The 16,234-nt window shown below is 59.8% G+C and carries 17 protein-coding genes and 2 tRNA genes; 6 read left to right on the forward strand and 13 right to left on the reverse strand.

All coding sequences use genetic code 11. From position 1 onward, the window contains the following. The first annotated feature begins 169 nt into the window (after nt 1-169). The gene (locus tag CWI66_RS06320) at nt 170-1,768 is read left to right on the forward strand and encodes a ribonuclease J (protein WP_026001707.1); all 1,599 of its coding nucleotides are present in this window, start codon (nt 170-172) and stop codon (nt 1,766-1,768) included. Nucleotides 1,769-1,800: 32 nt separating this feature from the next. Here the strand turns inward: CWI66_RS06320 and moaE are convergent, their stop codons facing one another. The 10 genes from moaE to CWI66_RS06370 form a co-directional block, all read right to left on the reverse strand. Then, nucleotides 1,801-2,280 carry a molybdopterin synthase catalytic subunit MoaE gene (gene moaE / locus CWI66_RS06325; protein WP_100731225.1) on the reverse strand — a complete coding sequence of 160 codons (480 nt, stop codon included), beginning with the start codon at nt 2,278-2,280 and terminating at the stop codon, nt 1,801-1,803. 3 nt (nt 2,281-2,283) lie between these two features. Further along, the gene (gene moaC / locus CWI66_RS06330) at nt 2,284-3,078 is read right to left on the reverse strand and encodes a cyclic pyranopterin monophosphate synthase MoaC (protein WP_016914002.1); all 795 of its coding nucleotides are present in this window, start codon (nt 3,076-3,078) and stop codon (nt 2,284-2,286) included. 4 nt (nt 3,079-3,082) lie between these two features. Then, nucleotides 3,083-3,643 carry a molybdopterin-guanine dinucleotide biosynthesis protein B gene (mobB, locus tag CWI66_RS06335; protein WP_016914003.1) on the reverse strand — a complete coding sequence of 187 codons (561 nt, stop codon included), beginning with the start codon at nt 3,641-3,643 and terminating at the stop codon, nt 3,083-3,085. Between the two features lie 23 nt (nt 3,644-3,666). Further along, complete coding sequence (locus tag CWI66_RS06340; RefSeq protein ID WP_039182211.1) at nt 3,667-4,896, reverse strand: uracil-xanthine permease family protein; 1,230 nt, start codon at nt 4,894-4,896, stop codon at nt 3,667-3,669. 89 nt (nt 4,897-4,985) lie between these two features. Beyond that, nucleotides 4,986-5,615: a uracil phosphoribosyltransferase gene (upp, locus tag CWI66_RS06345; protein WP_039182214.1), complete on the reverse strand. Its 630-nt coding sequence runs from the start codon at nt 5,613-5,615 to the stop codon at nt 4,986-4,988. Between the two features lie 97 nt (nt 5,616-5,712). Continuing rightward, nucleotides 5,713-6,396, reverse strand: a complete 684-nt coding sequence (gene ung / locus CWI66_RS06350) for a uracil-DNA glycosylase (RefSeq protein WP_100731226.1) — start codon at nt 6,394-6,396, stop codon at nt 5,713-5,715. 1 nt (nt 6,397) lies between these two features. After that, complete coding sequence (gene gpt / locus CWI66_RS06355; RefSeq protein ID WP_100731227.1) at nt 6,398-6,877, reverse strand: xanthine phosphoribosyltransferase; 480 nt, start codon at nt 6,875-6,877, stop codon at nt 6,398-6,400. Between the two features lie 6 nt (nt 6,878-6,883). Next, nucleotides 6,884-7,429 carry an adenine phosphoribosyltransferase gene (locus CWI66_RS06360; protein ID WP_039182221.1) on the reverse strand — a complete coding sequence of 182 codons (546 nt, stop codon included), beginning with the start codon at nt 7,427-7,429 and terminating at the stop codon, nt 6,884-6,886. Between the two features lie 34 nt (nt 7,430-7,463). Next, nucleotides 7,464-8,762 (reverse strand): NCS2 family permease, encoded by a 1,299-nt coding sequence (locus tag CWI66_RS06365; RefSeq protein WP_039182223.1) that lies wholly within the window; start codon nt 8,760-8,762, stop codon nt 7,464-7,466. A 193-nt stretch (nt 8,763-8,955) separates the two neighbouring features. After that, nucleotides 8,956-9,582: a riboflavin synthase subunit alpha gene (locus CWI66_RS06370; protein WP_100731228.1), complete on the reverse strand. Its 627-nt coding sequence runs from the start codon at nt 9,580-9,582 to the stop codon at nt 8,956-8,958. A gap of 462 nt (nt 9,583-10,044) precedes the next feature. Between CWI66_RS06370 and CWI66_RS06375 the strand changes: the two genes are divergently transcribed. From CWI66_RS06375 to CWI66_RS06390, 4 genes are all read left to right on the forward strand, one after another. Further along, nucleotides 10,045-11,088: a methionine ABC transporter ATP-binding protein gene (locus CWI66_RS06375; RefSeq protein ID WP_100731229.1), complete on the forward strand. Its 1,044-nt coding sequence runs from the start codon at nt 10,045-10,047 to the stop codon at nt 11,086-11,088. Continuing rightward, nucleotides 11,069-11,722: a methionine ABC transporter permease gene (locus CWI66_RS06380; RefSeq protein WP_026001709.1), complete on the forward strand. Its 654-nt coding sequence runs from the start codon at nt 11,069-11,071 to the stop codon at nt 11,720-11,722. Before CWI66_RS06375 ends, CWI66_RS06380 begins: the two co-directional genes overlap by 20 nt. Nucleotides 11,723-11,858: 136 nt before the next feature. Further along, a complete protein-coding gene (locus tag CWI66_RS06385; RefSeq protein WP_100731230.1) occupies nt 11,859-12,653 on the forward strand; it encodes a MetQ/NlpA family ABC transporter substrate-binding protein in 795 nt (264 codons plus the stop codon). A gap of 95 nt (nt 12,654-12,748) precedes the next feature. Beyond that, entirely contained in the window at nt 12,749-13,216 is a 468-nt protein-coding gene (locus CWI66_RS06390) for a GAF domain-containing protein (RefSeq protein ID WP_100731231.1), read from the forward strand. Nucleotides 13,217-13,258: 42 nt separating this feature from the next. Here the strand turns inward: CWI66_RS06390 and CWI66_RS06395 are convergent. Both CWI66_RS06395 and CWI66_RS06400 read right to left on the reverse strand, forming a co-directional pair. Beyond that, nucleotides 13,259-13,335 (reverse strand) — tRNA-Val (locus tag CWI66_RS06395). 20 nt (nt 13,336-13,355) lie between these two features. Beyond that, a tRNA-Val gene (locus tag CWI66_RS06400) sits at nt 13,356-13,432 on the reverse strand. 181 nt (nt 13,433-13,613) lie between these two features. Between CWI66_RS06400 and CWI66_RS06405 the strand changes: the two genes are divergently transcribed. Continuing rightward, nucleotides 13,614-14,684: an endonuclease/exonuclease/phosphatase family protein gene (locus CWI66_RS06405; RefSeq protein WP_100731232.1), complete on the forward strand. Its 1,071-nt coding sequence runs from the start codon at nt 13,614-13,616 to the stop codon at nt 14,682-14,684. Between the two features lie 37 nt (nt 14,685-14,721). Here the strand turns inward: CWI66_RS06405 and CWI66_RS06410 are convergent, their stop codons facing one another. After that, entirely contained in the window at nt 14,722-16,098 is a 1,377-nt protein-coding gene (locus CWI66_RS06410) for a class II fumarate hydratase (protein ID WP_100731233.1), read from the reverse strand. Nucleotides 16,099-16,234 lie beyond the last annotated feature (136 nt).

A 16,234-nucleotide genomic window follows, 5' to 3' on the forward strand; every position in this document is an offset into this window, starting at 1 on the left:
CCGTGGTGCAGTGCCACGATGATTGTTACGTGCCCCTCCCTTCCCGTATAGTTAAGGGACTATATTTCCAGGCTTTTCATGACTGATGCATCCACCACGCGTTCAACTTCGTCCCCGTCGCCGCCCGCCCCTGCACCTGCTTCCGCTAGGTGGATGCGGTGAAATTGGAATGAATCTTACGCTGTATGGATACGACGATAAGTGGATCGCCGTCGATTGCGGCATGATGATCCGTCAGGATCTGCCCAACTCGCCGCTGCAGGTACCCAACACCGACACCCTACAAACCCTCGGTATCACGCCTGCCGCACTGTTCATCACCCATGGTCATGAAGACCACATCGGCGCCGTGGCCTGGCTATGGCCGCGTTGGGGCTGCCCTATTTTTGCCACCCCGTTGGCCGCAGGCCTGCTGCGACATAAATTTGCCGAACACCAGCTGAGCAGCGCTGCCATCGAAATCATCGAACCCGGCGATGCGGTGGAGCGCGGTCCCTTCACCCTGCGCTACCTGAGTGTCACTCACTCCATTCCTGAAAGCTGCGCCATCATGATGCAGGCGGGCGACTATCGAGTACTGCATACGGGAGACTGGAAACTGGACCCGGAGCCGCTCATCGGCGCCCCGGTGAATGCCGCTCATTTTCGTGCGCTGGCCCCTTTGGACCTGGTGGTGGGCGACTCCACCAACGCCCCCATGCCTGGCCAGTCAGCCAGCGAAGGCGACGTCGCCAAAGCACTGGCCACGACCCTCGAGCAGTGCAAGGGCCGCGTGGTGGTATCGTGCTTTGCCAGCAACCTGGCGCGGGTACTGGCCATCGGGCGCGCCGCTCATGCTTGTGGGCGGCGGGTCAGCTTGATGGGCCGCTCCATGGAGCGCATGGTGAGCGTGGCCAGAGGGCTGGGCTATCTGGACGACTTCCCGCCGCTGGTCCCGTCCCACGACCTTGGATACCTGCCTCCCGAAGAAGTGGTGATCATCGCCACCGGCAGCCAGGGCGAGCCACGCGCTGCCCTTCAACGGCTGGCGCAGCGTCGTCACCCCTTTGTCGACCTGGAGCCAGGCGATAGCGTGATTTTTTCTGCCAAGGCCATCCCGGGCAATGAGCGCCCCATCGAACAGCTTAAAAAACGTTTGTTACAGCTGGGTGTCGCGCTATTCGATGAAAACAATCACCCCGAGCTCCATGCCACGGGACACCCAGCCCGGGAGGAGCTGAAAAAGCTCTATCAATGGGTGCGCCCCAAGGCCCTGCTACCCGTGCATGGTGAAGCGCGTCATCAGCAGGCTCATCAGGCACTCGCCGAGCAGCTAGGTATCAGTGCCCCCCTTACGCCCGTCAATGGGGACCTGATCCTGCTGGACAATCAGGGCCTGCGCCTGGAAACGCGCCATCCACAGCCGCCCTGCATCGTCGATCAAAACAGCGTAAGGCCCCACCCTGGCCTCGAACATCAGTCGTCTGGTCCACGGCGCGGCAGCCTGTTTCTGGCGCTACCGGTGACCGCCACCGAGACCGGCTGGTGGCGCATCGGGCGGATGATGCTGGATACCACGGGGGCCAGCCCACTGGACGAAGAGAGCTTCAGCGACTGGCTGGACGAGCAGCTGGAAGAGATCGAAGCGGAAACGCTGGCAGACTTGCGCCACGCCCTGCAGCCGCGCCTGATGCACTGGCTGGCCAACCACTTGCAACACATGCCGGAGGTGCATCTCCAGATCATGGCCGCCGACATGCCCACCGAAGAGGAACTGGACCGACAGTAGTCCCTTTCCAGGTCAGCAGGCTGAAGAGCAGCTCACGACCAGCGCTCGGCATCCTGGTGATCGGTCTTGCGCTCCTTGACCCAATAAGTCCCTTGGCGCGCGCGCTCCTTTTTCCAGAACGGCGCCTGGGTCTTGAGATAGTCCATGATGAAGTCACAGGCCAGGAAGGCATCCCGGCGATGCGCACTGGCGACCAGCACGCGAACGATAGGGTCACCTGGCGCCAAATCTCCCACCCGATGAATGATGCGCACCGCCTGGAGCGACCAGCGTTGCCAGGCCTGCTCGGCGATCTCCATCAGGCTGCGCTCGGTCATTCCGGGGTAATGCTCCAGCGTCAAGCCCAGTACATCGGGCGACTCGTTGAAGTCGCGCACCAGCCCGGTAAAGCTGACCACCGCGCCGATATCCGTGCGACCCCGCAGCGCCTGCTCGTAGCCATGCGCCATGGAGAAGCTGTCCTCGGTGACCTCGACCACGAGCGCTTTATGCGGATGCTCAAGCAGCGCCATGGCTTAGCCTCCCGTGACCGGTGGGAAGAACGCCACTTCGTCATCGTCGGTAATGCGCGAACTGTCGCTGGCCATGACCTGGTTGATGGCACATAACGTACGCTGATCGGACAACAGCGCATAGCGCGCATCCTGAGCGCTGAGCGCCGCCTTCAGGCCCGCGACGTTGCGGCTCGGCAAACGATCCAGATCCACCGACACATCGCTTTCCCCGACCCGCTCGCGCAGCTCGGCCAGAAACTTGACCCGCACGCAGGGAGATGAGCAACGCTCCCCAAGGCTTACTTCCCCCGATGCCCCTTCGCCGGTCACGATGGGCGCGGGCATCAGGCGCTGGTAATCTCCCCGGCTACCCCCCTGCTTGCTCTCCAACTGCACGGCTTCGATACGCATCTCTTTATCGACGGCCTTGCACATGTCATACAGCGTCAGGCAGGCCACGGACACGGCCGTCAGGGCCTCCATCTCTACCCCCGTCCGGCCATTCAGGCGGCACAGCGCCGTAACGTTGACCCAACCGTTGTCGTGGTCGACCTCGAAGTCCACCGACACCTTGGAAAGCGCCAAGGCGTGGCACAGCGGTATCAGCTCATGGGTACGCTTGGCCGCTTGAATACCGGCGATGCGCGCCGTGGCCAGCACATCACCCTTGGGCAAGGCACCGTCCGTCAGCAGCTGAAGCGTCTGAGCGCTCATCACGATTCGTCCAGAGGCGACGGCCTCTCGGCGTGTCTCAGCCTTGTCGCCAACATCGACCATGTTGGCTTCGCCTTGGGCATTGAGGTGGGTTAACTGCATCGTGTCACCTTTTGCTATCAATCAGAGAGTGGCGCTGCTCGGCAGCCCAGTCGAATACCCAGCGGGCAATACCATCGATGTCGTCGAGGTTCAGCTGCATCACACCCTCACGCAACGGCACAGGCGCCCCGCCGCTCAGCGCCACGCCCACTCCATGCGGGTCATCGAGGATGTGCGCATCGCCAATGCCCTCTCGGTAGAGCACCAGCTTGGCGATGGGCCAGGCCTTGAAACCTTCGACGATGACCAGGTCTGGCGCATGCGGTGCCATGAGCGAAAGCAGATACGCCAGATCCGGCTCTTCCCCAGTCGGCATATCCATCATCAGCGCCAGACGGCGACTCGATGCCACCAGCATCGGGGCCGCTCCGGCCTTGCGTAGCTGGTAGCTATCCTTGCCGGGCTGGTCCACCTCGAACTGATGATGGGCATGCTTGATCACCGCCACCGAGAGGCCAAGCGCCCGCAGCCGGGGCAGCAGCTGTTCGAGTAGCGTGGTCTTTCCCGTCCCGCTCCAGGCGGCAACACCGAGTACCGGAAATGCACAGCGCAGTGGTTCACTCATGTCATACCTCGTCAACTGAGCGACTATTCGCCCTCTTTCTCCGCAGGCAACAGCCAGTTTAACGCAATGCCCACCAGGGCCGCCAAACTTACCCCCTGCAGGGTGAACTGACCACCCCCGAACTGCATACCGCCAATACCAAAGACCAGAATCAGCGACACCACCACCAGATTACGCGCCGCCGTCAGCGACTGCCCTGCGCGCACCAGGGTATTCATGCCCACCACGGCAATCGAGCCAAACAGCAGAGTCATGATGCCGCCCATCACCGGACCGGGAATGGTTTGCAGCAAGGCACCCAGCTTGCCGACGAATGCCAGCACGATGGCCAGCACGGCGGCAATCACCATGTATTTCGGGTTGAACGCCTTGGTCAGCGTCACCGCGCCGGTCACTTCGGAATAAGTGGTATTGGGCGGACCACCGAACAGCGCCGCCGTGGTCGTGGCCAGGCCGTCACCCAGCAGCGTGCGATGCAGGCCGGGTTTTTCCAGGTAGTTCTTGCGAGTCACCGAACCAATCGCCACCATGTCGCCGATATGCTCCACAGCGGGTGCGATCGCCACCGGAATCATGAACAGAATTGCGGCCCAGTGAAAACTGGGGGCAGTGAAATTGGGCACCGACAGCCAGGCCGCTTCCCTGACCGGGGCAAAATCGACCACCCCCATCAGCAGGGCCAGTACGTAGCCCACCGCAATACCGCCCATGATGGGCACCAGACGCAGCAAACCACGCCCGAACACAGCCAGCACCAGCGTCACCAACAGGCTGGCCATGGAGAGAAAGATCGCCGCACCGTAGCCAATGTTGTCACTGGTTTCACCGGTGGCCATGCTGACCGCCACTGGCGCCAGAGCAAGACCAATGACCATGATGACCGGCCCCACCACCACCGGTGGCAACAAGCGGTGCAACCAGGCCGTGCCTTTCAGTCGAACGGCCTGTGAAATGGCCACGTATACCAACCCGGCGGCCATCAGCCCGCCCATGGTGGCAGAGACTCCAAAGCTCGCAATCGACCCCTGAATGGGGGCAATGAAAGCAAAGGAAGAAGCCAAAAAGACCGGCACCGTCTGGCGCGTAATGCCGTGGAAAACGAGCGTGCCCACCCCAGCGGTAAACAAGGCCACGCTGGGGTCCAAGCCCGTCAGCAGCGGCACCAGCACCAAGGCACCAAATGCGACGAACAGCATTTGTCCGCCGGTCAGCAGTAGTTTAGGCCACGACTCTTGTGCACTATTCGTTGTCATTGCACCACTCCAGGAAGGTCTATCGTCGATAACGGAGGCAAAAAAATGCCCCCAACGCGGTGCGTAAGGGGCTGTATGTTACGGAGCGCTTAACGCGTCCCGAAAATCTTGTCGCCGGCATCTCCCAAGCCGGGGACGATGTAGCCATTCTCATCGAGTCGGTCATCTACCGACGCGGTGTAGATTTCTACATCAGGATAAGCATCTTGCACCCGTTTGATCCCTTCAGGGGCAGCCACCAGCACAATCACTTTCATGTGTTCACAACCGCGCTCACGCAGCATGTCCAGTGTCGCCACCATGGAACCACCGGTCGCCAGCATGGGGTCGATGACGATGGCCATGCGCTCTTCGATATCGTTGGCAAACTTGGCGAAGTATGGCACCGGCTGCAGCGTTTCCTCATCACGATAAAGGCCCACCACGCTAACCCGCGCACTGGGGATGAGGTCGGTCACGCCTTCCAGCATCCCCAGGCCTGCGCGCAGGATAGGCACGATGGTCACCTTTTTGCCCTTGAGGCGCTGTGTCGCGATAGGCTCACCGTTCCATCCCTGAATCTCGTGATTTTCAAGCTCCAGACCCTTGGTCGCTTCGTAGGTCAGCAGCTTGGCCACTTCACCCGCCAATTCACGAAAGCTTTTCGTGCTCAGGTCAGCTTCACGCATGAGTCCCAGTTTATGCTGAACAAGCGGATGGTTAATGGCGTACACACTCATGGGACTTCCTCACTACAGGGGATTCGGGATGGCAATCAGGATCGTATCGACACGCGATCAAAATTGCGCGCCATTCTACCCGCAACTGACCATCAGGTTAAGGCTTTTCCGGCAATTGCCACGTAATAGGCGTACGGCCCTGCTGCTGGAGGAACTGATTTGCCTTGGAAAAATGGTGATTACCGAAGAAACCACGGTGTGCCGACAGTGGCGAAGGATGAGGCGACTCCAGTACCAAATGGCGCTGGGTATCGATCAGCGCTTTCTTCTGGCGGGCATGGCTGCCCCAGAGCAGAAACACACAGGGCTCGCCGTGCTGGCTGACGGTTTCGATGGCCCGGTCGGTGAACGACTCCCAGCCCTTGCCGCGATGCGACGCTGCATTGCCCTGCTCCACGGTCAGCGCCGTGTTCAGCAACAACACGCCCTGCTTGGCCCAGGGTTCCAGGAAGCCATGGCGCACCGGTGTAAAACCTACGTCCGCCGCCAACTCTTTATAGATATTGACCAGCGACGGCGGCACCGGCACCCCTGGCTGTACCGAAAAACACAGGCCATGTGCCTGGTTGGGGCCGTGGTAGGGGTCCTGACCGAGAATGACCACCTTGACCGAGGCCAGCGGGGTCAGCTCGAACGCACGAAACCAGTGGGACGAATGAGGATAAATGACCTTCTTGGCCGCTTTTTCCTGAGCCAGAAAGGCTTTCAAGGCCGGCATGTAGTCGGCCTTGAACTCTTGCCCCAGCCACTGTTGCCAGTCATTGGGTAGCGGAGTCGACATGTTACTTCTTCATCTGGTCGGCGAGAGGCTCGACATAGGCAATGCCCATGTCCCAGGGAAACTGAATCCAGCACTGCTGTGCCACTTCGGTCAGGTACTGATCCACCAGCGGCCGACCTTCGGGCTTGGCGTAGATGGTCACGAAATGCGCCTTGGGCAGCATTTCACGCACCGCACGCGCCGTCTTGCCGGTGTCGACCAGATCATCCACCAGCAGCCAGCCTTCGCCGTCGTGGTCGACGCCTTTCATGATGTCCAGACCACCCTGGCTCATGTGGTCGTAGCTCTTGATGCAGATCGTGTCGATCAGGCGGATGTTGAGTTCACGGGCAATCAGCGCCGCAGGAATCAATCCGCCTCGGGTAATCGCCACGATCCCCTTGAAGTCACGCTCGATCAGCAAATGGCACAGCTGACGAACGTCACGATGAATCTGATCCCAGGAGACGGTGAAGTGTTGGTGGTAGCGTTCGCTGCTCATGGGGCGTTACTCGTCTTCATTAAAGGAACAGACCGCGAATACGCTATAGCCCGCATCGCGAATTTTGGTAGAGCCACCCAGTTCAGGCAGGTCGATGATCGTTGCCGTCTCGACGACCTGGCCGCCGCAGCGCTGAATGAGGTTGGCCGCTGCCAGCATGGTACCGCCGGTGGCAATCAGATCATCCATCAACAAAATACGGTCATTCTGCTGAAAAGCGTCGGCGTGCAGCTCGACTTCCGAATGACCATATTCCAGCGTATAGGTCTCGCTGATCGTCTTGAACGGCAGCTTGCCCTTCTTGCGCACCGGCACGAAGCTGCAGCCCAGCTCATAGGCCAACGGGGCGCCAATAATGAAGCCACGAGCGTCAATCGCCGCGATGGCATCCAGGTTCATCTCCTGGTAGCGGTGCACGAAGCTATCGATCAGCTTGCGAAAGGCAGCGCTGTTTTGCAGCAGCGGAGTGATGTCACGGAAGTTCACTCCTTGCTCTGGCCAGTCAGGAACCGTGCGAATAACGGACTTAATGTAATCGCCGTAGATGCTCATCGCGTCTCTCATTGATTAGTCAAAATGCGGGCAGTTAGCCCAGGAACAGGAATTTTGCTGCAAACAGCAGCGCCAGCACGACCACTGCCGGATTCAGGTCGCTGAATCGACCTGACAGGGTCTTGATGGCAACGTAGCTGATAAAGCCCAGGGCAATACCCTCGGCAATCGAGAAGGTCAGCGGCATGGCCAGCGCAGCGATCAGCACCGGCGCGGCGTCTGTGGGGTCTTCCCAGTTGGCATGCGCCAGGCTACCCGCCATCAGCACCGCCACGTACAGCAGAGCGCCCGCCGTGGCATAGGCCGGAATGGAACCCGCCAGCGGCGCAAAGAACAGGCTGATCAAAAACAGTACGCCCACGACCACCGCCGTCAGACCGGTACGGCCGCCCGAGGCAATGCCCGCTGTCGACTCGATGTAACTGGTCGTGGTGGAAGTACCCAGCGCAGCACCGGCCATGGACGCCGTGCTATCGGCCATCATGGCACGACCAATGCGCGGCAGCTTGCCGTCCTTGTCCAGCAGCTTGCCACGGTGCGCCACGCCCACCAGCGTACCCGAGGTATCGAACAGGTCCACGAACAGGAACGCAAAAATCACGCTCAGCATGGCCACGTCCAGCGCACCCATCAGATCCATGGCCATGAACGTCGGCGCGATGGAAGGCGGCATGGACATGATCCCGCCATACTGGTTGTGGCCCAGCACCATGGCCATGACGGTCACACCCAGAATACCGATCATCACCGCACCGGTCACGCGCAGGTAGGCCAGCGCGGTAATCACGAAAAAGCCCAACAAGGCGTAAATGGCCGGCGGCTGGGACAGGTCGCCCAGCGCCACGTAGGTCGCCGGATTGGACACCACGATGCCCGCATTCTTCAGGGCGATCATCGCCAGGAACAGGCCGATACCCGCCGCAATGCCCAATCGCAGCGACAGCGGAATCGAGTTGATGATCCACTCACGAATTTTGAAGATACTCAACAGGAAGAAGGTCAGGCCCGAGAAGAATACCGCCCCCAGCGCGGCCTCCCAAGTGTAGCCCATTCCCAGCACGACACCATAGGTAAAGAAGGCGTTCAAACCCATCCCCGGCGCCTGGGCAATGGGGTAGTTGGCCCATAGCCCCATCACGAAACAGCCAATGGCCGCCGCCAGACACGTCGCCACGAACACGGCACCGTAATCCATGCCGGCTTCGGAAAGAATGCTCGGGTTGACGAAGATGATATAGGCCATCGTAAGGAACGTGGTGACCCCTGCAATCACCTCGGTTTTTACGTTGGTCTTCTGCTCGGCGAGCTTGAAGTAGTTGTCCAGAAATTTCATGTCGTTTTTATCCTTCGCGCTTACGCTGGATGCGTCCCTTGGTGCGAGAAAAGCCGCACATACTACCGAAAGGCACTGCGCGATGCGAGTAGCCCGTGTGCAGCGAATGAAAGGGCGATGGCGCCCCTATCTTAATGATTAGCAAACTTCAGGCCATAAGCTAACCGATTGGTCAACACTGGCCGATAATTTTCTACAGTCGACTCGCCAGCACCCGCTCCACGGTCTCCACGATGACCTGGGTTTGCGGGTCGATCTCGATATTGACCCAGTCCCCGACCAGTCGCTCCTTGAGCATGGTGCGCGACAGCGTTTCGGGAATCAGGTTGACGCTGAACTCCACCCCTTCCCCAGCGCCAGCCGGTCGTACGTCCCCCACGGTCAAGCTGATACCATCCACGCCAATGTAGCCTTTCTCGAACACGAACCTGGCCATCGAGGGGGGCAGCAAGAACCACAGCCGACGATTGTTGGGGGCTTCCTCGATGGTCACGACCTTGGCCATACAGATGACGTGCCCGGACATGGAGTGCCCGCCAATTTCATCACCAAAACGGGCTGCACGCTCTATATTGACGCATTGCCCCACCTCGATTGCACCAAGATTAGTCAATCGCAGCGTTTCACGCATCAAATCAAAGCTGACCTTCTCACCTTCGATGCGCGTGACGGTCAAACAGACCCCGTTATGTGCTACCGACGCACCAATTTCCAGCCCCTCACGCAGCTCTTCGGGCAGCGCCACCACGTGGGTACGAAACGCCTCCAGCTCCAGCACTTCGACGACTTCGGCGATACCTTGCACAATACCGGTGAACATGGACTTTCCCTCTGTTGATTCGCCAGCGAACTGGCTCAAGCTGTAAAAATTTCCGCAAGCTTACACCCTATGCCCCAACCTTGTGCAGTGCAGGCCCGGCAAGTGCTTGAACAGCGTGTTTTTTGCTGTCCAATGCGGCCTGAAAAGGCCTAATTCAGAATCAAAAACTAAAAACAAGCCTAAAAAAAGCGGAAAAATCTGTATAAGCACGCTTAAACATGAAATAGACCGTATTTAATTGACAATTCTCCTACCTCTCTTTAGACTTTCGCCGCAAATGTAATGACGCCGATTTGTACCCAGATTGCGGGCGTCCACGCGGTTCCTGTAACCATGTGAAGTGCAGCTAAAAGGGTGTGTCCAGCGTTGATGGCCACCCGCAAGGGTGGCCTTTTTTTTGTTACCCTCCCTACGCTCGCCTCTTCCGCACTCCGTCTTCGGCCTAACATTAAGGCAGACGCTATGATTGAACTTAGCAATGTAAGCAAAACCTACGGCAGCGGCCCCAGCGCCGTTCACGCCCTTCAGGATGTCAATTTAACGATCCCCAAGGGCAGCATTCACGGCGTCATCGGCTTATCCGGCGCAGGTAAATCGACCCTGATCCGCTGCGTCAACCTGCTGGAGCGCCCCACCAGTGGCAAGGTACAGGTCGACGGCCAGGAAATGACTCAGTTGAGCCGCCGCGACCTGAATCAGGCACGCCATCGTATCGGCATGATCTTTCAGCACTTCAACCTGCTCACCACGCGCACCGTCTTCGATAACGTGGCGCTGCCGCTGGAGCTGATGGGTGAGAAGCGCAGCGCCATCAAGAACCGCGTCTTGCCACTGCTCGACATGGTCGGCCTGGCCGACAAGGCCAAGCAGTACCCCGCGCAACTCTCAGGTGGTCAGAAACAGCGCGTGGCCATTGCCCGGGCGCTGGCCAGCAAGCCCAGCGTACTGCTCTGCGACGAGGCCACGTCGGCCCTGGACCCGCAAACCACCAGCTCCATTCTGGAACTGCTGCGCGACATCAATCAGCAGCTGGGCATTACCATCCTGCTGATCACTCATGAGATGGAAGTGGTCAAATCGATCTGCCATCGCGTCAGTCTGATTTCCGGCGGGCGACTGGTAGAAGACGCCGAAGTCGGCGATTTCTTTACCGCACCAGCCACCCAGCTAGGTCGCGAGTTCCTCAACGACTTCCTGCAACTGAGCCCACCCAAGGAGCTGCTGGAGCGCTTGCAAGCGCAGCCCGGCGAGCAGACCCACCCGGTGGTGCGGCTGACCTTCTCGGGCGATGCGGTCTCCACGCCGCTGATTTCACGCCTGGCGCGCGAATGCAGCGTGGATGTCAGCATTCTGCAGGCCAAGGTCGAGTCGATTCAGGAGCGCACGCTGGGCTTGATGATCGCCGAGCTGCTGGGCACTCCGGCACAGACCGAGCAAGCCATGTCTTATCTGGAATCGCATCAACTACAGGTGGAGGTACTGGGTCATGTCCAGCGCAATGTTTGATCTCGTGTTACAGGCGACGCTGGACACCCTTTACATGGTGGCCGTGTCCGGCGTCATCGCCACACTGCTGGGCCTGCCGCTGGGGGTGCTGCTGTACGTCACGCGGCCTCGGCAGATTCTGGCCATGCCGGTACTCAACCAGGCACTGGGCATCATCACCAACGTAGGCCGTTCGATTCCGTTCATCATTCTGATGGTCGCCATCATTCCTTTCACGCGAATGCTGGTCGGTACCTCCATCGGCATCAATGCCGCCTCGGTTCCCTTGACCATCGCGGCCATCCCCTTCGTCGCCCGTTTGATCGAAGGCGCGCTCAACGAAATTTCGCCCGGCCTGATCGAGTCCGCCCAGTCGATGGGCGCCACGCCCTGGCAAATCATCACCAAGGTGCTGATCCCTGAAGCACGCGGCGGCATCATCACCGGTCTCACCATTACCGTGGTGACCCTGGTGAGCTACTCGGCCATGGCAGGCGCCGTTGGCGGCGGCGGCCTTGGCGATTTGGGCATTCGCTATGGCTACAACCGCTTCAACCCGACCATCATGCTGATCACCGTGGTGATTCTGGTGGTCATGGTGCAAGGCTTCCAAAGCCTGGGCGACTATCTGGTACGCAAAAGCGATCGCAAGTAAGCCACCGACGGCTCAGCGAAATGACATAGCTTTTAGCTTTGATCAGCATAGCCACATATAGCGAAAACGAATTAGACTTGCGTTTCTTATTACCGCATCATTACAACACGATTCACCACAACACTGGAGCAACGCCATGCAAAAACTCGTTATTGGCAGCCTGACCGCCCTGGCACTGGCCATCAACGTCGCCAACGCCGACACGCGCACCATCAAGATGGGCACGGTCGCTGGCCCGGAAACCGAAGTCATGGAAGTCGCGGCGCGCATTGCCAAGGAAGAGTTCGACCTGAACGTCGAAATCATCGAGTTTACCGATTACGTGACGCCCAACGCGGCACTGGCCGATGGCAGCCTGGATGCCAACGCTTACCAGCACGAGCCCTACATGCAAGCCATGATCAACGACCGTGGCTACGACTTTGCCATCGCCGGCTACACCTTCGTGTACCCCATTGGCGCCTACTCTGAAAAATACAGCAGCATCGATGAGCTGCCGGACGGCGCTCAGATCGCCCTGCCGAACGACCCTTCCAATGAAGGTCGCGCTCTGATCCTGATGCACAACGAAGGTCTGATCACGCTGAACGATCCGACGTTCCTGGAAGCCACCCCCATCGACATCGCTGAAAACCCGCGCGGCTTCCGATTCCGTGAAATCGAAGCAGCGCAGTTGCCTCGCGTACTGCCCGACGTGGACATGGCCTTCATCAACAACACCTTTGCTCAGCCAGCAGGCCTCAGCCTGGATGACGCACTGATCAAGGAAGGCCCCGAGTCCCCCTACGTCAACCTGATTGCCGTACGCAGCGGTGACGAAGAGCGTGAAGAGATTCGCCAACTGGTCGAAGCCTACCAGCGCGACGAAGTCATCGAGAAAGCCACCGAGCTGTTCAAAGGTGCCGCCGTACCTGGCTGGATCGAAGACTAATCCGCCGAGCAGCACACACGCTTTGCCATCAGGCCAGCCGCGAGGCTGGCCTGATGCGTTTTGATCCGAGACATTGATCCGAACCGGGAAACAACATGACCCCCATCGATTATGACCTGCTCAATCGACAGCTCGCTGCCCTGCTGGACACACGCGACTGGCTGACCAACAGCGCCCAGACCAGCGCGTTCATCCAGCAATCGCTGGAACAGCTCAACTGGGTAGGCTTTTACCTGCAGCGCCAGCCGGAAATATTGACCCTGGGCCCCTTCCAGGGCAAGCCCGCCTGCAACCCGATTCCGTTCAGCAAGGGAGTATGCGGCGCAGCGGCGCGCAGCCGCATCACCCAGCGGGTCGACGACGTACACGCCGTAGCCGACCATATTGCCTGTGATGCGGCCTCCCAGTCCGAACTGGTCGTCCCCATCGTTCAGGATAGCTGGCTATGGGGCGTTCTGGATATCGACAGCCCCCAGCTGGCCCGCTTCAGCGCCCAGGACCAGGCCGGCATCGAGGCGCTGGTCGACACCTTCATTCTCCACACTGATCTGCCCCGCCCATAACGCAAAAAGCCCCGAGCAGTGCTCGGGGCTTTTTGGGGAATCTGGTAGGACCAGGCGGATTTGAACCGCCGACCTCCACGATGTCAACGTGGCGCTCTAACCAACTGAGCTATGGTCCTGAAACGTGGCTGCACATGGTTGGTAGGACCAGGCGGATTTGAACCGCCGACCTCCACGATGTCAACGTGGCGCTCTAACCAACTGAGCTATGGTCCTGCTGTGCAACGGATGCGTATTCTACGGCTTTATATCTGAATTGCAAGTCATTTTTACGTCTTCTTCTCTGCAAGGCTCTGGCAACCGCCTGAGCTGGAAGAATTATATCGACACTTGATAAACGTAACCACTAAGCTTCATCTACGTTAAATCGTCCTATCATGATGCCAGGAGGTATCGCTTGCTCGGTCCATTACTGGGTTGTACCGCTCTGACACTCCTGTTCGCCACGCTGCTGGCCAGAGTCCGCCTACGCTGGTGGTGGGTTCGCAGCGTCGAGTTTCCACGTTTGCAGCTGGCGACCGCCGCGGCGCTCTGTGCGCTGCTGAGCGGCCTGATACTGCCTGCTGGCAATTGGCAGAGCATTGCTCTGGCAGCTTCCCTGGTGAGCCTGTTGCTTCAACTGCGCTACATCATCCCTTGGACCCGCTGCTGGCCAGTCCAGGTCAAGGCCACCCACGCCGACAGCCAGGCCCCGACGCTGACGCTGCTGATCGCCAACGTGCTCACGCCCAACCGCCAGTCAGCGAAACTGCTGGCCATGATCGAGCGCCACCAGCCAGACGTGGTGCTCACTCTCGAATCCGACCAGTGGTGGCAAGAGCAGCTCGATAGCGTTCTCCACGAACGGTGGCCCCACAGCGTCAAGGTGCCGCTGGACAACCTGTATGGCATGCATCTCTATTCGCGCCTGCCGCTGAGCAACCCACAGGTAAAGTGGCTGATTCAGGACGACATCCCTTCCATCCACACGCGCGTCACCCTGGACAACGGCGAACAGATTCGCTTCTACGCCCTGCACCCCAGACCGCCCGCCCCCAGCGAGAGCGAAAAGTCGCTGTGGCGCGACGCCGAGTTGCTATGGGTAGGGCAAGAAGTCCACGAAGAGCCTTTCCCCACCATCGTGGCTGGCGATCTAAACGATGTAGCCTGGTCGCGCACCACGCGGCTGTTCTGCAGGGTCAGTGGTATGCTCGACCCTCGGCGCGGCCGCGGGCTCTTCAGCACGTTTCACGCCCACTACCCTGTGCTCCGCTGGCCGCTGGATCATGTGTTCGTCAGTGAGGAGTTTACGCTGACCCACATGGAGCGTCTGGAAGCCTTCGGGTCGGATCACTTCCCCATCCTGGCGACGCTCAGCTACCAGCCGGCGCGCCAGGATGAGCACGACACCCCTTCCGCCAGTTCGGAAGAGCGTCAGGAAGCCAGTGCCACCATTGCGCAAGGCAAGAGCGAAGAGCAGCAGACCTGACACCAAACTGGCCTGAACCACGCCATAACGCGGCTGTTTACTGAGGGATCCCTCCACGCGTGAGCACCGCCGGGTCCAGCAAGCGCTCCAGGGTCGCGCGGTCCAGGTCGGTTTCTTCCTCGGCCACGTCGATGATGGGCCGACCCGCCTGATACGCCTTCTTGGCAATGGCAGCGGCGGCGTTATAGCCAATGACACTGTTCAGTGCCGTGACCAGAATCGGGTTGCGCGCCAGTGGCCCCTGCAAATTGTCCTCGCGCACCTTGAAAGTGGCGATGGCCCGCTCGGCCAGCAGCGTGGCGGTGTTGCTCATCAGTGTAATGGAGGTCAGCAGATTGGCCGCCACCAGCGGTAGCATCACGTTCAGCTGAAAGTTACCGCTCTGCCCGGCCACGGTCACCGCCGTATCCAGACCGATCACCTGAGCCGCCGCCTGGGCCGCGGACTCGGGAATCACCGGATTGACCTTGCCAGGCATGATGGAGCTCCCCGGCTGCAGCGCCTCCAGCTCGATCTCACCCAGCCCTGCCAGTGGCCCAGAGTTCATCCAGCGCAGGTCATTGGCAATTTTCATCACCACACAGGCAAAGCCGCGCAGCTGCCCGGACAGCTCCACGGCAGCATCTTGAGAGCCCAGGCTGGCGAAGAAGCTGTCGTTGGGCACCAGGGAAAGCCCTGTTTGTCGACTCAGGTCCTCGGCCACCCGCTCGGCGAACCCTGCAGGCGCATTGATGCCCGTGCCCACTGCCGTACCGCCTTGCGCCAATCGGCACAGCCGCTGCTGGGCGCTGTCAAAACGCTCGATGGCCTGCCCCACCTGGCTGGACCAGCCGCCCAGTTCCTGGTCCATGCGCAGCGGCATGGCGTCCATCAAATGCGTGCGCCCGGTCTTCACCACGTGGGAAAGCCCTTCGGCACGGCGGTCGATGGTCTCTTTCAGCTGCACCAGAGCAGGTCGGAGCTGGCCATGTACCGCAATCGCCGCGGACAGGTGAATGGCGGTCGGGATGACATCGTTACTGGACTGCCCCATATTGACGTGATCATTGGGCGTGACCTCGACCCCTTCACGACTGGCCAGGGTCGCCAGCACTTCATTGACGTTCATGTTGGTGGAGGTGCCCGACCCCGTCTGGAAAACATCCACCGGGAAGTGCTCATCGTACTGCCCGTCGATCACCGCCATGGCCGCCTTTTCGATGGCCGCGGCGCGCTGTTCATCCAGCAGCCCCAGCGCCTTATTGCTGCACGCGGCAGCCAGCTTGATGCGCGCCACGGCGTGAATGAACGCCGCGGGCAGCGGGGTGCCCGACACCGGGAAGTTGTTTACCGCCCGCTGTGTCTGGGCACCGTAAAGGGCTTCTGCGGGCACTTCCAGCTCGCCCATGCTGTCTCGTTCAATCCGCGTACTCATGGTGCTCTCCTTTTCCAATTGGCTTATCGAGTTCAGTTCGCTCGTCAATGGCTGGCATAGCCAGCACCGACGAACAAATGATAATGATTATCCATAACTTAAAGTGTAGCGATGTTCCGTGGATCGGTAAACAGCG

Origin of the sequence: Halomonas sp. 141 (assembly GCF_002810305.1) — a bacterium.
Taxonomy (GTDB): Bacteria; Pseudomonadota; Gammaproteobacteria; order Pseudomonadales; family Halomonadaceae; genus Vreelandella; species Vreelandella stevensii.

What these genes read in the sequence shown, in the direction of transcription:
- CWI66_RS06410 (WP_100731233.1), bottom strand. Translation starts at nt 16,098, where the DNA reads ATGAGTACGCGGATTGAACGAGACAGCATGGGCGAGCTGGAAGTGCCC.
- upp (WP_039182214.1), bottom strand. Translation starts at nt 5,615, where the DNA reads ATGAGTGTGTACGCCATTAACCATCCGCTTGTTCAGCATAAACTGGGA.
- moaC (WP_016914002.1), bottom strand. Translation starts at nt 3,078, where the DNA reads ATGCAGTTAACCCACCTCAATGCCCAAGGCGAAGCCAACATGGTCGAT.
- CWI66_RS06365 (WP_039182223.1), bottom strand. Translation starts at nt 8,762, where the DNA reads ATGAAATTTCTGGACAACTACTTCAAGCTCGCCGAGCAGAAGACCAAC.
- CWI66_RS06340 (WP_039182211.1), bottom strand. Translation starts at nt 4,896, where the DNA reads ATGACAACGAATAGTGCACAAGAGTCGTGGCCTAAACTACTGCTGACC.
- ung (WP_100731226.1), bottom strand. Translation starts at nt 6,396, where the DNA reads ATGTCGACTCCGCTACCCAATGACTGGCAACAGTGGCTGGGGCAAGAG.
- CWI66_RS06360 (WP_039182221.1), bottom strand. Translation starts at nt 7,429, where the DNA reads ATGAGCATCTACGGCGATTACATTAAGTCCGTTATTCGCACGGTTCCT.
- CWI66_RS06380 (WP_026001709.1), top strand. Translation starts at nt 11,069, where the DNA reads ATGTCCAGCGCAATGTTTGATCTCGTGTTACAGGCGACGCTGGACACC.
- mobB (WP_016914003.1), bottom strand. Translation starts at nt 3,643, where the DNA reads ATGAGTGAACCACTGCGCTGTGCATTTCCGGTACTCGGTGTTGCCGCC.
- CWI66_RS06385 (WP_100731230.1), top strand. Translation starts at nt 11,859, where the DNA reads ATGCAAAAACTCGTTATTGGCAGCCTGACCGCCCTGGCACTGGCCATC.
- CWI66_RS06390 (WP_100731231.1), top strand. Translation starts at nt 12,749, where the DNA reads ATGACCCCCATCGATTATGACCTGCTCAATCGACAGCTCGCTGCCCTG.
- moaE (WP_100731225.1), bottom strand. Translation starts at nt 2,280, where the DNA reads ATGGCGCTGCTTGAGCATCCGCATAAAGCGCTCGTGGTCGAGGTCACC.
- CWI66_RS06320 (WP_026001707.1), top strand. Translation starts at nt 170, where the DNA reads ATGAATCTTACGCTGTATGGATACGACGATAAGTGGATCGCCGTCGAT.
- CWI66_RS06375 (WP_100731229.1), top strand. Translation starts at nt 10,045, where the DNA reads ATGATTGAACTTAGCAATGTAAGCAAAACCTACGGCAGCGGCCCCAGC.
- gpt (WP_100731227.1), bottom strand. Translation starts at nt 6,877, where the DNA reads ATGAGCAGCGAACGCTACCACCAACACTTCACCGTCTCCTGGGATCAG.
- CWI66_RS06370 (WP_100731228.1), bottom strand. Translation starts at nt 9,582, where the DNA reads ATGTTCACCGGTATTGTGCAAGGTATCGCCGAAGTCGTCGAAGTGCTG.